Raw genomic sequence first — 16,963 nt, 5'->3', positions numbered from 1 at the left:
AAAAGTGAAGTATATCAAGGTTCTTGCTTTACTATGTCATTGCCAATCAGTATGTGAAAAAGCTTAAGAGAATTTCTCTTAAGCTTTTTCGCACATTATTTTCTCTACAAAAGTTTATTCACCAATTAACTCAATTGTTTCCGTAATTTTTATACTATCCTTCACAGATTGAACAATCGTACAATTCTTCACCGCAAGCTCTAACGCTTTTTCTAACTGTACCTGTGTAATTCCTTCTGCTTTTATTTTATAGTGCAAATGAAGGCTTTCTACCGGCCTCGGTAAAACTTCGCTTCTTCCAATTTCAGTTTCAATTGTAAACGTATCGTATGTAATACGCTTCTTTTCTAAAATTGTCCGAAATACAATTGCACTGCACCCTGCAATAGAGGAAACGAATAACTCTAACGGTGTATATCCACTTTCTTTTCCAATAGACAATTGACCATGTGAAAGTTCTGCCTCCATATCATCATGCTTGATTGTTAGTTTCATACGTTGTTCCCAACTCCACTTTCGTAATTTGCTGCCGCTTCTTATTTATATAATAATACACGTAACAGAAAATGATAAATGGAATGCCGCAATATAGCGCCATACGCTGTTCTGGAATGAATGCTAAACTAATAACAACAATGCTGTTTGTAATTAACGCTAAAATAGGAACAATTGGATATAACGGTGTTCTATATTTTAAATCTTCTACTTTCCCGCCTTGCTTTACATACTGACTTCTAAATCGAAGTTGTGATAAAGCAATGATAATCCAACTTGCAACTGCAGATAAACCAGCAACAGATAATAAGTAAATATATACTGTATCCTCTGCCAAAAAGCTTGTTAGTAAAGATAATGCCGCTACTGCAATTGTAACTACTAATGCCGTAATCGGAATACCGCGTTTATTTACCTTTTTGAAGGAAGTTGGTGCCATTCCTTCATTTGCAAGTGACCATAGTATACGCGTCGCCGCATATAATCCTGAATTTGCTACAGATAATAACGCAGTGATAATAACGAAGTTCATAATATCTGCTGCATATGGAATACCGATCTTATCAAATACAACAACGAATGGGCTTTCAATAATCCCTGCATCTTTCCATGAAATTAAMCCTACTAAAATYGTCATTGTTAAAATAAAGAACAACATAATGCGCCATACTGTATTACGAATTGCACGTGGGATTGTTTTTTCCGGTTCTTGACTCTCTCCTGCTGCAATCCCTATTAACTCTGTTCCTTGGAAGGAAAAATTAACTGTAATCATTGTAAGAAGCACAGCAGCCAGCCCATTCGGGAATAATCCACCATCGCTCACAAAGTTAGAAAAAAGAGGCGTTGCTTCTTTTCCGTCATACGGTAAAAAACCAAATAACGCACTACCACCAAGAACAACAAATGCAATAATTGTAATTACTTTAATACTTGAGAACCAAAATTCTAATTCAGCATAACTCTTTGCTGAGATAGCATTTGACATATATAAAATAACTCCAAATACAAGACACCATACCCAAACATCTACAGTTGGAAACCATCTTTTCATCATTAAGCCGATAGACGTTAACTCTAAACCAACTGTAACTGCCCATCCAAGCCAATAAAGCCATCCAATCATAAATCCTGTTCCTGGACCGATAAACTTTGTCGCATATTTTTGGAAAGAACCAGAAACCGGCATCGCCACCGTTAGCTCACCAAGGCAAAGCATTGTTAAATACATAATAAATCCACCGACTAAATAAGAAAGGATCGCTCCTCCTGGTCCTGCTTGGTTAATGGTATATCCTGATCCAAGAAAAAAACCTGTTCCGATTACACCTCCAAGTGCAATCATAAATAAATGTCTACTCTTCATCGTACGATGTAATTTCTCATTTGTTGTTTGCTGCATCGTAATCCTCCCCTACAACTACCCTCTATCTCTTTTTAAAATTTTCTGATAATAAAAATATACACGAAAGCGGTTACAATTTCTATATAAAATTAAAACTTTTCTGATAAAATATAATGTTTTTTCATCTACCTTACAATTACACTACTAAAAAAAACGAATATCTTCCAAATCCCAACTTTTAAACTATGTAAAAAACATAAAAAAACTCTCACATCTTATTTCATGTAAGAGTTAACGGCTTTCTAATTTCCTAGATACAAGTGATAAACTGTAGTTGACAACAAAATACATACAAGCAACAAGTAGTAATGTAGGAATCATATAGTTTACGTTTTGTCCATTAATAATTTGGGCATTATGCATGAGTTCTGGCAAGGAGATAACAACCGCTAGTGACGTATCTTTTAATAACGAGATAAATTGACTGACGAGCGGTGGTACCATTCGTCTCAATGCTTGCGGTAAAATAATATGCCAAAGTGCTTGTATATATGATAATCCAGACGCGCGCGCTGCTTCAATTTGTCCTTTTTCAATCGATAATAAACCACTGCGAACAATTTCTGATATCATCGCTGCTTCAAATATCGTTAAAGCAACAATTGCTGCCGTTGTAATCTCTAATTTCAGCCCAGCTTCTGGGAGTGCAAAATATGTAAAGAAGATGATTAAAAGCAGTGGTAAATTTCGAATAATTTCAACGATAAAAGCTAGTAACTGTGATACGACTGGTATTTTTGCATATCGTAAAGTTCCCACTATACTACCAATAATAAAACTAAGTAAAATCGCTACAACAGCTATTTCTAATGTAACAAGTAGCCCTTTTAATAAAAATAAAATATGATCGCCTGTATAAGCACCTCGAAAATCCATTTACACCGCTCCTTTCGCTAAGCGTTTCTCAAAATAACGCACAAGCATACTAAGCGGTACAGTCAATAGTAAATAAAACATACCAACAAATATATATACATCAAATGTAACAAATGTTCTTGTTGAAATCAAATCCCCTTGATACATCAAATCTGCTCCAGCAATAATGCCAAGGATAGATGAGTTCTTTACTAAATTGAGAAATTGATTACCTAATGGCGGAATTACTATTTTAATAGCTTGTGGTAAAACGATATAATACATCGCTTGCACGTACGTTAAGCCAGAAGAACGTGCTGCTTCCATCTGTCCTTTCGGAACTGACAAGATTCCAGCTCGAATTGCTTCTGCAATAAATGCGGCTGTATAGATTGTAAGTGCAGCCGTACCAGCAATAAAACCATTTAATGTAACACCCATTACCGGAAAAGCAAAATAAAATATAAACGCAATTAAAACAAGTGGAATATTTCGAATGAATTCTACATAAGCTGCGCCAAACCAATTCAAAACTCGAATGGGTGCAATTCGCATCACTGCCATAATCGTACCAAGAATGAAACTCCCAATCAGTGCAACAATGCTGGACATCACTGTATATTTAAATCCTTCTAGATACAAATCAAGATTGTTTGTAAGAATAGAAAAATCAGGCAAATGCTCCCCCCTCTTTCTTTACAAGAAGAGGATGAGTATCTCTCATCCTCTTACTCTTTCTATACTTTACTTCTCTGGCTTTTCACCAATCCATTTTTCATATAATTTATCGTATTCTCCATTTGCTTTCATCTCTTTTAACAAATCATTAATTACCTTTGTTAAATCTGTTGCTCCTTTTTGAACAGCAATTCCATACGGTTCATCCGTGAAAATTTTTCCAACAACTTGATAATTTGTATCTTGTTTTGCCATACCGTATAAAATCGCATTATCTGTTGTAAGGACATCACCTTTCCCTGCTTTTAATGCTGTAAATGCTTCACTATAATTTTCAAATTCTAGCACCTTTGCTTCTGGTGATTTTTTACGAATATTTTGGGTAGAAGTTGATCCTTTTACCGCCAATACTGTCACACCGCTTTTCACATCATCAATACTCTTGATTTTGCTCCCTTTTTTCACAAGTAACGACTGTCCTGCTTTAAAATATACATCTGAAAAATCAACTTCTTTTTTACGATCTTCTGTAATTGTCATCGTTGCGATAATCGTATCAATATCGCCGTTTTTCAACATTGGAATACGTGTTTTAGACGTCACTTCTTTTAATTCTACTTTACTCTCGTCCCCTAGAATTTTTTTCGCAAGCGCTTTGGCTATGTCAACATCAAACCCTTCTACCTTCCCTGTTGCAGGGTCTTTCAATCCAAATAAGTTTGTATCATTCTTAACTCCGACTACTAATTTCCCACGCTTTTTAATTTGATCTACCACTTTTCCGCCCGAAGTTTCTTTAGAAACTTCTTTGGACGTTTCCTTCCCGCAACCTGCTACGATCAGAGTAAATAAACATGAAAATACAATTAAAACGAACAGTTTCTTCATCTTAAACATAAAACCCCTCCTCTAATGGTTTAACACTCGACTTAAAAATAATCGTGCTCTTTCTTGCTCTGGGTTTGCAAAGAAGTTCACTGGCTTTGTATCTTCAATGATTTGTCCTTCATCCATGAATATAATACGATCTGCTACTTCACGTGCAAATCCCATTTCATGTGTCACGACAACCATCGTCATCCCTTCCTTTGCTAAGGTTTTCATAACATCGAGCACTTCACCAATCATTTCTGGATCAAGTGCAGAAGTTGGCTCATCGAATAACATAATTTCTGGTTTCATTGCTAATCCCCTTGCGATTGCTACCCGTTGCTGTTGTCCTCCAGATAGTTGCTGCGGATACACATTCGCTTTCTCTGGAATCCCTACTTTTCCCAAATAATACATTGCTGTTTTTTCCGCTTCTTCTTTTGAGATATTATTTACTTTTATCGGTGCAAGTGTAATATTTTGGAGCACTGTTTTGTGTGGATATAAATAAAAATGCTGAAATACCATTCCAATATTTCGGCGTAATTGATTCATATCTGTTTTCCGATTATGTACTTCCACATCTTGTACGACTAATTCTCCTTCTGTAATTGTTTCCAATTGGTTAATGCAGCGGAGCAATGTACTTTTTCCAGACCCTGATGGTCCAACAATTACAACTACTTCACCTTTTTGAACTTGTAAATTAATATTTTTTAAGACTTGAAAGCTACCATAAAACTTATTTACATTACGAAAGGCAATCAATTCTCTTCCTCCTTTCTTCTCTATTTCTACCGTATTTTAACTTGGGGCGATTATTTATAAAGTGAAATTTCTCTGCTTCAAATTTTATTCGGCCATGCAGATAGAAATTCCCATTATTTGAACAATAACGAGCAGATATACTGTCCGTTATTGTTCTACAAGTACCTTATTATGACACTTCTTCTTTCTTATCTTTTCCGTATTCATGCTCCCAAAAATCAGCATTTTTGATTCCTAGCTCCTTTGGATCAAATACAGGATCTTTCCCTTCTTTTTTCTGCTTTTCATAGTCTTTCAGTGCTAGCAGTGCCGGTTTTTGTAAAAGTAAGATTGCAATGATATTGACCCATGCCATAATCCCTACACCGATATCACCAAGAGCCCAAGCAGTTGCTGCTGTTTTGACACATCCGTAAAATACAACGCCTAAGAAAACAATTTTTAAAACAATTGACATCCATGGACGATCTTTATCACGATTTAAATAAGTAATATTCGTTTCTGCAATGTAGTAATACGCCATAATTGTTGTAAAAGCAAAGAATAATAGGGAAATTGCAACGAAACCGTTTCCAAATCCAGGGAATACAGATTCAACTGCTGCCTGTGTGTACCCTGGTCCTGGTTCTGCACCATTCAATTTATTTACAATGAAATTTTTTCCGCTTGCATCAAATACGTTATACATGCCTGTAATAATCATCATAAATGCTGTTGCTGAACAAACAAATAATGTATCAATGTAAACGGAAAATGCTTGCACAAGGCCTTGCTTTGCTGGATGAGATACTTCAGCAGCAGCAGCAGCATGTGGCCCAGTTCCTTGACCAGCTTCATTCGAATAAATACCACGTTTTACTCCCCAAGAAATTGCTAAACCGATAATTCCTCCAAAAGCAGCTTCTAATGCAAATGCACTTTTTATAATTAACATAAATGCTTCAGGCAACTTTTCAATATTCATAAACACAATTACGCAAGCAACAAGTATATATCCAACCGCCATAAATGGCACAACAACCTGTGCTACGTTAACAATACGCTTAACCCCACCAAAAATAATAAGTGCTAATACAACAACTAATACTGCTCCTGATACAGATGGATTAATACCAAAAGCTGTTTCCAAACTCAAAGCAATACTATTCGCTTGCACACCTGGGAGTAACATTCCTGTTGCAAGAATGGTCGCAGCGACAAACACGAGTGCATACCACTTAACCCCTAATCCCTTTTCAATATAGTAAGCCGGGCCACCGCGGAATTGGCCTTGATGCTTCGTCTTGTATATTTGAGCAAGTGTCGATTCCACATAAGCAGATCCTGCCCCTAAAAATGCTACAGCCCACATCCAAAAGACAGCTCCCGGACCACCAAATGCAACCGCTGTTGCTACACCAGCAATATTCCCTGTTCCAACGCGCCCAGATAAAGAAAGTGCTAACGCTTGGAAAGAAGAAACACCTGCTTCTGATTTTTCTCCTTGAAATGTAAGTCTCACCATTTCACCTACATGCCTAACTTGTAAAAATCTCGTTCGAATTGAAAAATATAAACCTACTCCTAAACATAGATAAACAAGTGCGGGACTCCATACAATATTATTTAGCCAAGTAACGAAAGCTTCCAATCTATTCCCCCTCCTTTTCATTTTATAAAGAATATTCAGAATATATGAAAATTATAAAGGTATCTAAAGTCTATGACAATATTATTTTGATAAAACAAACATATTTTTGTATAAAAAAACAAAGTATATATTCGAGTTATATACTTTGTTACGTTGCATGTGTATTATATATTCACAATTACTTCCTGCTTTATAATTCTTACATAAATGGCATCTGCTAGTTTTTGAAAATGTACTGGCATTTCTTTTCCTTTGAATTTTTTCTGAATCGTACCATACAAACCAATATCACGAAGTCGCAAAAATAGTGGTAGCGATTCATACCAACTTTCCTCTAATTGATGTTCTAACTCGTAACCTTTTCGTAGTACTTGCAGTTGTTTACGTGCAAACAATGTTTTCTCTTGTTCAGTCCATGCGGTTGAAAGAACGGAATAATAGATAACCATCGCCAAATCGTGAATAAAGTAATTATAAGTCGCGTCATCAAAATCAAAAATCGTTAACTCTTTCCCATCATAATGAAAATTCCCTTGATGAATATCACCATGCATAAGACCAAACGTTCTTTTTTCCATTGGAAGGGCCTTTATCTCTTCCATTAATATATAAGCTATATTTTGCACCTTTTCGTCATCTAGCTCATCAATAATTGCTTTTTCTTCTACTTCCCACGTATCTCGATATTCCGTTTTTGGATAATCAATTGTAAGACGATGAAGTTGACCAATCGCTTTTCCCCATGCCTCAAAAAGTTCGTTTTCCCAATAAATCGATGTATCTCCTTTTACTCGTTCTCCTTTAGCATATGCAAATAAAGAAGCGTAAAAGAAAGTTCCATCTACTGTTCGTATTCCTTCTACAAGTTTTCTAGATTCTGAATAATATGGTCCAGCAATCTTAGCCCCATGCTCTTTGAGATACTGTAAAAAGTCTAATTCTGCTTCCACTTGTTTTTCAGATCGATGAGAAGAATGCGTTAATCTTAATACGTAAGATACTCCACTTTCATCCTTTGCATGAAAAATATAATTTTCAAAATCACCAAGCGGATTTTCTTCAACTGTAACATTAAATCTTCTTGCAGCTTCTTCTAGAATTTTATTGGTAAAAACTCGTTCTACAGCTATTTCCATATGTAGCCCTCCTTTATGTATCTCTACATTTAATTCGCCATAAATATGGAAAATACTTCTATGAATATAATTAAAAAACTCTGCCGCTACCTAGAAATAGAATCTACATCTTTCAAAACAGTCCCTTCTTTCTTGTAGAAAATATATTTCCTCTATTATCCAACAAAAAACCGGCACTGGTAAAATGGAAGAACTTCCACTAGCCAATCACCGGTTATGTACTACACCTAAAAAGGCAAGACACAATACTAGCATAAATCGCCTTTCATAAACTTCCTATTCATCAAATGGTGTAATTGTACATACCATCGGACGTAACCTTTATAGTACAAAAGGTATATATGAATGGTGAAATTTACTCCTGAAGTAAAAATAAAAATGTTATATAGCGGTATTTTAAATTAAAAAGAGGTTGTATGCTCTGGGCATACAACCTCTTTTTTCAATCATTTAGTAAGTCGATACACAATGGATTCATACGGTCTAAGTACAAGGTTTCTAATATCTTCACTTAAATCCTCATAATTTGATATTAATATTTCTTGCTTCATTCCAGTTAACTGAACATCTGGTACGGAATATGTGAGTGTTTCCCCATAAAAATTATTTACAACCAACAATACTTCATTATCTAACGTGCGTGTATACGCCCAAATATTAGGGTGATTTACATCTATAATTTCATATTTACCCTTTGTAATGACATCGTATTTCTTTCTAAGTTTAATTAGCCTTTTATAGTGATAGAAAATAGATTGTTTATCTTCAAGCGCCTTTTTTACATTAACTTTTTTATAATTATCTGCAACTGAAATCCAAGGTGTATTTGTTGTAAATCCCGCATTTTCTTCTTCATTCCACTGCATAGGTGTCCGCGAATTATCACGAGATTTTTGCTGTAGGATACCAATGATTCCTTCATTTGACATCCCTTCTCCCCACTTCATTTCATAAATATTTAAAGATTCTACGTCGCGATACTTACTAATATCATCAAAGTCCGGATTCGTCATCCCAATTTCTTCACCTTGATAAATATAAGGTGTCCCCTGTAACATATGCAGCGCTGTTCCTAACATTTTTGCAGATTCATTTCGGTACCGTTTATCATCACCAAAGCGAGAAACAATACGTGGTTGATCATGATTACACCAAAATAATGCATTCCAGCCCCCACCCTCTTGCATCTCGGTTTGCCACTTCGACATGAGTTCTTTTAATTTCACAAAATCAAAATCCGCTTTCGTCCACTTGTCACCATTTGGGTAGTCTACTTTTAAATGATGAAAACTAAATGTCATACTTAATTCACTGCGCTCTGGATTTGAGTATTTAATACAATTATCGATTGTCGTCGATGACATTTCTCCAACTGTAATGACATCTTTTTCGGCAAATACTTCATGGTTCATCTCTTGTAAATATTCATGAACACGTGGTCCATCTGTATAATATTTACGTCCATCACTTGTAGCCGATGTTCCTTCATCATCTAAAAAATGCTGTTCTTTTGAAATTAGGTTAATGACATCCAGCCTGAATCCTCTAACACCTTTTTCAAGCCAAAAACGCATCATGTCGTATACTTCTTTTCGTAGCTGTTCATTTTCCCAATTTAAATCAGCTTGCGTTTTATCAAATAGATGTAAATAATATTGCCCTGTCTTTTCGTCATATTCCCAAGCAGAACCGCCAAATTTAGATTGCCAATTATTCTTTTCATCGCGCCATATATAAAAATCACGGTACGGGCTATTTTTATCTCCGCTTGCCTCTTTGAACCATTTATGCTCTGTTGAACTATGATTTACAACGATATCCAGCATAATATCAATCTCACGTTTTTTCGCTTCTGCTAGTAGCTCTTCAAATTCCTCCATCGTTCCATAAGACGGATCAATAGAATAATAATCACTTACATCATAGCCATTATCATTTTGCGGTGATTGGTATACCGGTGTTAACCAAATGTAATCCACTCCGAGTTCTTTTAAATAATCTAGTTTCTCTGTGACCCCTTTTATGTCACCGGTCTCTGTGTTGTAGTAACTATTAAAGCTTTTCGGATAAATTTGATAGACAACGCTTTTATGCCAATCTTTCATACTAAACTGCCTCCTACTTCTGTTTTACTCGTTTTGCAAATAACCATGTTAAAACAAATGGAACCACTACCGCAATTACCATACCAACAACAAACATTGGAATCGATTTCGGAATGATAGAAATAAATGCTGGTAACCCGCCAATTCCGATAGCTGGCGCTAATACACCATTTAACGTGATAAACACTGCTGCAATCGCCGATCCCGTAATAGCTGCATAAAACGGAAATTTATTTCGTAAGTTTACACCAAACATCGCTGGCTCCGTAATACCGAAGTACGCCGAAATTGCTGATGTAGACGCCATACTTTTATCATTTTGATTTTTRGAAATCCARAACATYGCWAGYGCYGCACTACCTTGYGCAATGTTAGAAAGTGCAATCATTGGCCAAATAAATGTACCACCACTTTGCGAAATTAACTGTAAATCAATCGCAATAAACATATGATGCATCCCCGTAATGACTAACGGTGCATACAATGCGCCAAATAATACTGCTCCCAAAGCAGGAACTGTTTCGTATACACCAACTAAACCAGCTGTTAATAAATCACCGATATGACGTGTAATTGGACCAATAACTCCTAACGCTAATACACCAGTTACAACAATTGTTGTAATCGGAACAACTAATAATTGAATCGCATTTGGTACACGTTTCTTAAGGAAAATCTCAACTTTACTTAAGACAAATGCCGCTACTAAAATCGGTAAAATTTGTCCTTGATAGCCTACTTTTTCAATTTGGAACAATCCTAAAATATTGAAGTACTCAATTTTTTGTCCATCTAGCCCTGCAGCTGCTTTTCCATAATTCCATGCATTTAATAAATCAGGATGTACTAACATAAGTCCCATAACAATCCCAAGTATCGGACTGCCGCCAAAACGTTTCGTTGCCGACCAGCCAACAAGTGCTGGTAAGAATACGAATGCCGTATTGGCCATCATATTAATTAAATCCCACAGTCCCCCTAAGTTTGGGTATACTTCTAATAAATTTTTGCCATCAAAAAATAAATCCTTTGCACCTAATAAGTTATTAATTCCCATTAATAAACCAGCTGTTATAATCGCCGGTAAAATCGGCATAAATACGTCAGAAAATACTTTGACAAACTTTTGAAGCGGATTCAATTTTTGATTCCCTGAATCTTTTACATCTGCTACCGTGGATTCTTCCATACCTGCAAGCGTTATCAATTCAGCGTATACACGATCTACATCTCCTGGACCAATAACGATTTGAAATACCCCAGCGTTATGAAACGCACCTTTCACTAAAGAAACCGCTTGCAGTTTTTCGCTATCTATTTTACTTTCATCCTTCAAAGCGATGCGTAGTCTTGTTACACAGTGCGCTGCTTGTTCAATATTTTCTTTCCCACCAATATATTGCAGCACTTCTTCTGCTGTCTTACGATAATCCTTCCCCATATTCCGTCCCTCTTTTCTTTTTTTGATACCGTTTACAAATACATATTAACTGGTATATATAAGTTAGTCAACACTCGTATATACGAGTTGGTGGAATTTTTTTCATTTGGTCTCAAAATATACAAAATAAAGAGATGAAACACTGCACTGTTTCATCTCTTTATTTTCTCCGCGCCACATCAGAAAAATGAAAAATATCTAAACGGTGACGTGATTCTGTATATTCAAATTGACTACCATCATAAAGATGCGTAAAGTTTTTTACAACAACAACATAATCTGTTCCATTCAAATCCAAATAATTCCGATCATCATCTGTACAAGGTTGCACTTCAATAACACGCTGTGCATAACTAATATGTAATCCTAATTCCTTCTCAATGTATTTATAAATCGATTTCTCAGCAATTTCTTTCGTTAATCCAGGAATATGTTCAGATACGAAATAGTTTACATCTAGAATCACGTTTTCCCCATCAATATTTCGAACACGTTTAATATGATCTACCTTCGTTTTCGTCTTTACATTTAATAATTTAGCTATTTCTTTCAGTACTAAAAATTGTTCCATCTCTACAACACTTGTTATACATTGGCGCCCTAAACGTTCATTTTCCTCTTGAAAACTCACAATACCACCAAAGTTAAATTCAATATTTTTTCGCTTTAAAACAAAAACGCCTTTGCCATGTATTTTCTGTACATATCCACGTTCCTGTAATAAATCGACTGCTTTCCTTACCGTCCCTCTACTTGCTTCATACTGCTTCATCAATTCTGTTTCAGATGGGATTTTACATCCCTCTTTTAATTTACGATTATCAATTGAATCACTTATCTCCGTATAGATTTGTTCATACTTACTCATCATTTTGAATAACCCCTTGTCACCTTCTATTTCTACTTGTATTATAGCATGACATAAAATCATTCCAATCTCTCACTTATTTTCCAGTACAAGAAATATCTATATAAATATTTAATCATCAATCCGCATTTTTATAAATTTTTTTCATATTTTTCTTTTCATTCTAAAAAACATGTAGTATACTAACTTCAAAATCAGAGGAGAAAGGGAGCAAAGAACTATGCTTACAAATAATACAACTGTAGTTACATTTGCACAAAAACATCATCATCATACGTAAACCCTTGAAACCTAGCGGAAAAATTCACGCGTAGGTACAAGGGTTATTCCCATTGTACCTACGCTTTGGCAAAGAGCCATGTAGGTATTTTTTATCTACATGGCTCTTTTTTATTTTCAAAAAACGTTAGTAAAAAGATGATGAATAAGCAAAACTACTACAAAGGAGATAGACAAACATGGAAACGAAAAAATGGGGTTTATGGATTTTAACAGCATTTGTTGTGGGAAATATGGTTGGCGGTGGCGTATTTATGCTCCCAGCAAATTTAGCGCGAATATCAGGTCCGATGGGATCGACACTTGCATGGACGATTACAGGACTTGGTGTATTTATGATTGCACTTGTATTTGGAAACCTTGCAGTGCGTAAACCGGAGTTAAAAGCTGGCCCACAAAGTTACGCACAAGCAATGTTTACCTCTCAAAAGGCAGGTAAAGTTGCTGGATATAGTATGGCATGGGGATATTGGGCTGCTAACTGGGCTGCAACAGCTTCTGTTATTATTTCATTTGCAGGATATTTGTCTACATTCTTCCCAGTTTTACAAAGTAAGCAAGTTCTTTTTTCACTAAACGGGTTTTCACTAGAACTTGGAAAAGGTTTAACATTTGCTATATGTAGCATCATGCTATGGGGAATTCAATATATCCTTTCTCAAAACATCGATAGAGCGGGCAACATGAATCTCCTTGCAACGATTGCAAAGATTATCGGATTTACAATGTTCATCGTCATTACATTATTTATTTTTAACGCCTCTAATTTTGGTGATGGCCAAACATTTATGAATGAGGCTGGAAAATCGATTCCATTAGGCGGACAAGTAAATGCTGCTGCTATTGCAACTCTTTGGGCATTTATAGGAATTGAGTCAGCAGTTATGCTGTCTAATCGCGCAAAATCACAGCGTGATGTGAAAAAAGCAACGATCTTTGGATTAATTATTGCACTTCTTATTTACATGGCAATTACCCTACTTACAATGGGTGCTCTTCCGCAAGATGCCTTAAAAGAATCACAAAAACCATTGGTGGATGCACTAAACCTAGCAATTGGTAATAAAGGTGCTTACATTATGGCACTACTTGCACTTGTATCATTATTCGGATCTACTGTAGGGTGGATTGTTGTTAGTTCAGAAGTACCTTATCAAGCAGCGAAGAATGGCCTTTTCCCTAAGTTTTTTGGAAGAACAAATAAAAAAGGAAGCCCTTCAAAATCATTGCTTGTTACAAATATTATGACTCAAATTTTCTTATTTTCAACAATCTCTGGCACTGTTTCAGAAGCATATAATTTTGCCATTGTTGTTGCAACTTTAGCCTATTTAATTCCATACCTTGTTTCTACCTTGTATCAATTAAAACTAGTTGTTACAGGGGAAACATACGATATAACACCAGGATCTCGAGTAAAAGATGGAATCATTACCGTACTTGCATTTCTATATTCTCTTTGGGTTATTAAAACTGGAACAGCTGATTTAAAAACATTTTTCTTAGGAATTGGATTATTTGTATTAGGACTTATTCTTTATCCCATTTTGATGAAAAATTCGTCTACTCCCGTTTCAGAACAACCAAATAACAAAGCAAGCTAATACGAATACAAAAGAAGCTGTGAGAACCCTCCAAATACACTGGATTGTTCGCTGACAGCTTCTTTTATTTCTAAATAATTATTAATTACTTTTATGTTGCTCCATATGATAGACTTCATAAAAATAAAAAAACAGACTGCAATAGTCTGTTTTTTACCATAGTTTTTTGTATGCTTACCTACGTCTTTTATTAAAATCCCCCATATGGAGGATATGGATACTGCGCTGGATAGGTTGCTGGGTAAGATACTGGATATGGCGCTGGATAGGATACCGGATATGGTGCTGGGTAATATCCGCCACCGCTCGTTAAAGCTCCTGCTGTAAGTCCCCCTACCAAACCACCCGCAAAACTTCCTGGAAAAAATGTGCTTCCTCCCCATCCGCCACCATGATGATGACCGCTATGATGATGACCGCTATGATGATTGTGATGATATCCTCCATGATTTCTTATGTCATGCATTTTATCTTCATCTCCTTTTATACTGATTATTTACTACTATACGCAGAACAAATGAGGAAAACATGAGTACTTGTTCTTCCGCGTTCATCAATATGTGCTGTATGAATAATAAGGATAGTCCTGATAATCCGTATAGTATGGATAATCTGAGTAATATGGATAACCATATCCACCATAACCAAACCCACCAAACGGACGACTTACTCCGTTCATGTCATTCACACTCCTTTTTATACAAAAAATGGAACAATATACCTTATGTAGGACAAATGCGGAAGGCATGGGCAAAATGTCTAGATTGGTACAAAAAAATAAAACGTTTTATAATAGAAATGTTAGATTACAGCTTCCATATAAGAATCCTATATTTAAGAAAGAATAGGTGAAATGTATACAGATGAAAAATCCTATCGTTCAATTATTATTTGTATTTACACTTGTATCCATCGTTCTGTTACTTATGGATACATCTATTATCTCACTATACACTTTTGTCGGCGTACTATGGTCTATCACAATAGTAGGAATTTCCTTCGTTATTTTTATTGAAAACCGTTCCCCGCAAAGTACGTTAGCATGGTTTTTAGTATTAGCACTTCTTCCTGTTGTCGGTGTACTTTTGTATTCTCTTTTTGGCCGAAGTCGCTGGAGAAGAAAGAAGCATCTACATCGTTCAGAAGAGCAAAGAAAATTATTCCGTGAGATTTTAGAAGGAAAGCGTCTAGATTTATCATTCACTTCCTCATTAAGTGAGCGCTCTACTTATTTAACACAGGTTGTACAAAAATTCGGTGGTGGTCCTGTTGCCAATAATACAACAACAAAACTCTTAACAAATGGGGATCAAACCTTTACAGACATTATACAAGTTATTGAAAATGCTACACATCATATACATATTCAATACTACATTTATCGAGCAGATGAAATCGGTACAAAAATTCGAGATGCATTAATAAAGAAAGCAAAATCCGGTGTAACCGTACGCTTTCTTTATGATGGACTCGGAAGCAATTCATTACGAAATCGTTTCTTACAGCCCATGAAAGATGCAGGAATTGAGGTTGTGGAATTTGATCCCATTCTTTCATCATGGCTACTTGAAACAGTAAATTATCGTAACCATCGTAAAATTGTCATTGTAGACGGAGAGATTGGTTTTACAGGTGGACTCAACGTTGGCGATGAATATCTTGGTCGTTCCAAAAAATTCCCAATTTGGCGTGATAGCCACTTAAGAATAGAAGGAAAAGCATTGTACAAATTACAGGCAATATTTCTAGAGGATTGGCTCTATGCCTCTAGTGGTTTAAATACTTATTCTTGGGATCAATTTATGAATACAAAATACTTTCCGGGTAAAGAAAATTCTCATGCAGAAGGTGCTGTTCAAATTGTAGCAAGTGGACCAAGTTCAGATGATACAAGCATTCGCAATACTTTACTTGCTGTTATAGGTTCTGCCAAGAAATCAATTTGGATTGCAACACCCTACTTCATCCCTGATCAAGAAACATTAACATTACTACGTTTAAGTGCAATAGCTGGAATAGATGTCCGCATTCTATATCCAGGTAAAAGTGATAGCATCATTAGTGATCAAGCATCTCAATCATACTTTACACCACTCCTAAAAGCAGGAGCTTCAATTTACAGCTATAAAGATGGTTTTATGCACGCTAAAATTGTACTTGTTGATGATAAAATTGCAACAATTGGCACAGCAAATATGGATGTCCGCAGCTTTGAACTAAATTATGAAATCATTAGCGTACTTTATGAATCCAAGACAGTTCTTGATATTAAACATGATTTTGAAGAAGATTTTAAGCATTCAACTGAAATTAGATGGAAATCATTTCAAAAAAGAAGTATTCGAAAACGTATACTGGAATCCCTAATGCGTCTCATATCACCTTTATTATAATTACAAAAAAAGTAATCAAAATAAATTTGGTTACTTTTTTTCTTTTATTATGGCACATTCCTCCTCCTCTCCTTTTCTTTGCATACCATATTAAAACAAGTTATCATAAGATGTATTGTTTACTTTATGAAAATAATGTTAGGTGGGAAATACATGTTAGAACAATTTCATATACATGCTGATTTAAAACAGCAATTAGCAACGATTCACGACAAAAATAAGCAAGCAGCTGGTGAAAATACACATTTAATTGGAACAAAAATGTACAAAGCATCGGATAATAGCATTATTGAAGATGCAATTACAGCACTTCTGCTTGGTAAAAATATTCTACTGAAGGGACCAACCGGAAGCGGAAAAACAGTCCTTGCAGAAACTCTWTCTTCYTTATTCCAAAAACCAATGCACAGTATTAACTGTTCGGTTGATTTAGATG

The 16,963-nt window shown here is 35.6% G+C and carries 15 protein-coding genes and 1 pseudogene; 3 read left to right on the top strand and 13 right to left on the bottom strand.

Annotated features, from left to right (window positions below):
* Window positions 1–114: 114 nt before the first annotated feature.
* The 11 genes from AC1DIT_RS15040 to treR all read right to left on the bottom strand — a co-directional run bounded on the left by AC1DIT_RS15040 (window position 115) and on the right by treR (window position 12,254).
* Window positions 115–495, bottom strand: coding sequence for an OsmC family protein (locus AC1DIT_RS15040; RefSeq protein WP_016113108.1), 381 nt, complete (start codon window positions 493–495; stop codon window positions 115–117).
* The gene (locus AC1DIT_RS15035; protein ID WP_016113107.1) at window positions 473–1,897 is read right to left on the bottom strand and encodes an amino acid permease; all 1,425 of its coding nucleotides are present in this window, start codon (window positions 1,895–1,897) and stop codon (window positions 473–475) included. Before AC1DIT_RS15035 ends, AC1DIT_RS15040 begins: the two co-directional genes overlap by 23 nt.
* A 234-nt stretch (window positions 1,898–2,131) precedes the next feature.
* On the bottom strand, window positions 2,132–2,776 hold the full coding sequence (locus AC1DIT_RS15030; RefSeq protein ID WP_016113106.1) for an amino acid ABC transporter permease: 645 nt from the start codon (window positions 2,774–2,776) through the stop codon (window positions 2,132–2,134).
* Window positions 2,777–3,433, bottom strand: coding sequence for an amino acid ABC transporter permease (locus AC1DIT_RS15025; protein ID WP_016113105.1), 657 nt, complete (start codon window positions 3,431–3,433; stop codon window positions 2,777–2,779). It lies immediately after the preceding gene.
* Window positions 3,434–3,499: 66 nt separating this feature from the next.
* Entirely contained in the window at window positions 3,500–4,330 is an 831-nt protein-coding gene (locus AC1DIT_RS15020) for a glutamate ABC transporter substrate-binding protein (protein WP_016113104.1), read from the bottom strand.
* A gap of 12 nt (window positions 4,331–4,342) precedes the next feature.
* Window positions 4,343–5,071: an amino acid ABC transporter ATP-binding protein gene (locus AC1DIT_RS15015; protein ID WP_016113103.1), complete on the bottom strand. Its 729-nt coding sequence runs from the start codon at window positions 5,069–5,071 to the stop codon at window positions 4,343–4,345.
* 169 nt (window positions 5,072–5,240) lie between these two features.
* Entirely contained in the window at window positions 5,241–6,701 is a 1,461-nt protein-coding gene (locus AC1DIT_RS15010; protein ID WP_016113102.1) for an alanine/glycine:cation symporter family protein, read from the bottom strand.
* A 164-nt stretch (window positions 6,702–6,865) separates the two neighbouring features.
* The gene (locus tag AC1DIT_RS15005; protein ID WP_016113101.1) at window positions 6,866–7,837 is read right to left on the bottom strand and encodes a phosphotransferase enzyme family protein; all 972 of its coding nucleotides are present in this window, start codon (window positions 7,835–7,837) and stop codon (window positions 6,866–6,868) included.
* Window positions 7,838–8,283: 446 nt separating this feature from the next.
* Window positions 8,284–9,942 carry an alpha,alpha-phosphotrehalase gene (gene treC, locus AC1DIT_RS15000; protein WP_016113100.1) on the bottom strand — a complete coding sequence of 553 codons (1,659 nt, stop codon included), beginning with the start codon at window positions 9,940–9,942 and terminating at the stop codon, window positions 8,284–8,286.
* A 13-nt stretch (window positions 9,943–9,955) separates the two neighbouring features.
* Window positions 9,956–11,383 carry a PTS system trehalose-specific EIIBC component gene (treP, locus tag AC1DIT_RS14995; protein WP_016113099.1) on the bottom strand — a complete coding sequence of 476 codons (1,428 nt, stop codon included), beginning with the start codon at window positions 11,381–11,383 and terminating at the stop codon, window positions 9,956–9,958.
* Window positions 11,384–11,543: 160 nt separating this feature from the next.
* Entirely contained in the window at window positions 11,544–12,254 is a 711-nt protein-coding gene (gene treR, locus AC1DIT_RS14990) for a trehalose operon repressor (protein ID WP_033670999.1), read from the bottom strand.
* 455 nt (window positions 12,255–12,709) lie between these two features.
* Here treR and AC1DIT_RS14985 point away from each other — a divergent pair, with 455 nt between their 5' ends.
* Window positions 12,710–14,134, top strand: coding sequence for an amino acid permease (locus tag AC1DIT_RS14985; RefSeq protein ID WP_016113097.1), 1,425 nt, complete (start codon window positions 12,710–12,712; stop codon window positions 14,132–14,134).
* Between the two features lie 190 nt (window positions 14,135–14,324).
* Here the strand turns inward: AC1DIT_RS14985 and AC1DIT_RS14980 are convergent, their stop codons facing one another.
* Both AC1DIT_RS14980 and AC1DIT_RS14975 read right to left on the bottom strand, forming a co-directional pair.
* Window positions 14,325–14,600, bottom strand: coding sequence for a hypothetical protein (locus AC1DIT_RS14980; protein ID WP_016113096.1), 276 nt, complete (start codon window positions 14,598–14,600; stop codon window positions 14,325–14,327).
* An 87-nt stretch (window positions 14,601–14,687) separates the two neighbouring features.
* Window positions 14,688–14,934: pseudogene (locus AC1DIT_RS14975) on the bottom strand (hypothetical protein).
* A gap of 63 nt (window positions 14,935–14,997) precedes the next feature.
* Between AC1DIT_RS14975 and AC1DIT_RS14970 the strand changes: the two are divergent.
* Window positions 14,998–16,527: a cardiolipin synthase gene (locus AC1DIT_RS14970; RefSeq protein ID WP_016113094.1), complete on the top strand. Its 1,530-nt coding sequence runs from the start codon at window positions 14,998–15,000 to the stop codon at window positions 16,525–16,527.
* Between the two features lie 153 nt (window positions 16,528–16,680).
* Window positions 16,681–16,963: AAA family ATPase (locus AC1DIT_RS14965; RefSeq protein WP_476998266.1), on the top strand; the 283-nt coding region annotated here is incomplete at its 3' end.

This window comes from Bacillus sp. 05T22 (assembly GCF_056396765.1).
Note: the sequence above shows the minus strand (reverse complement) of the source record. Positions and strands in the feature narration are given on the sequence as shown.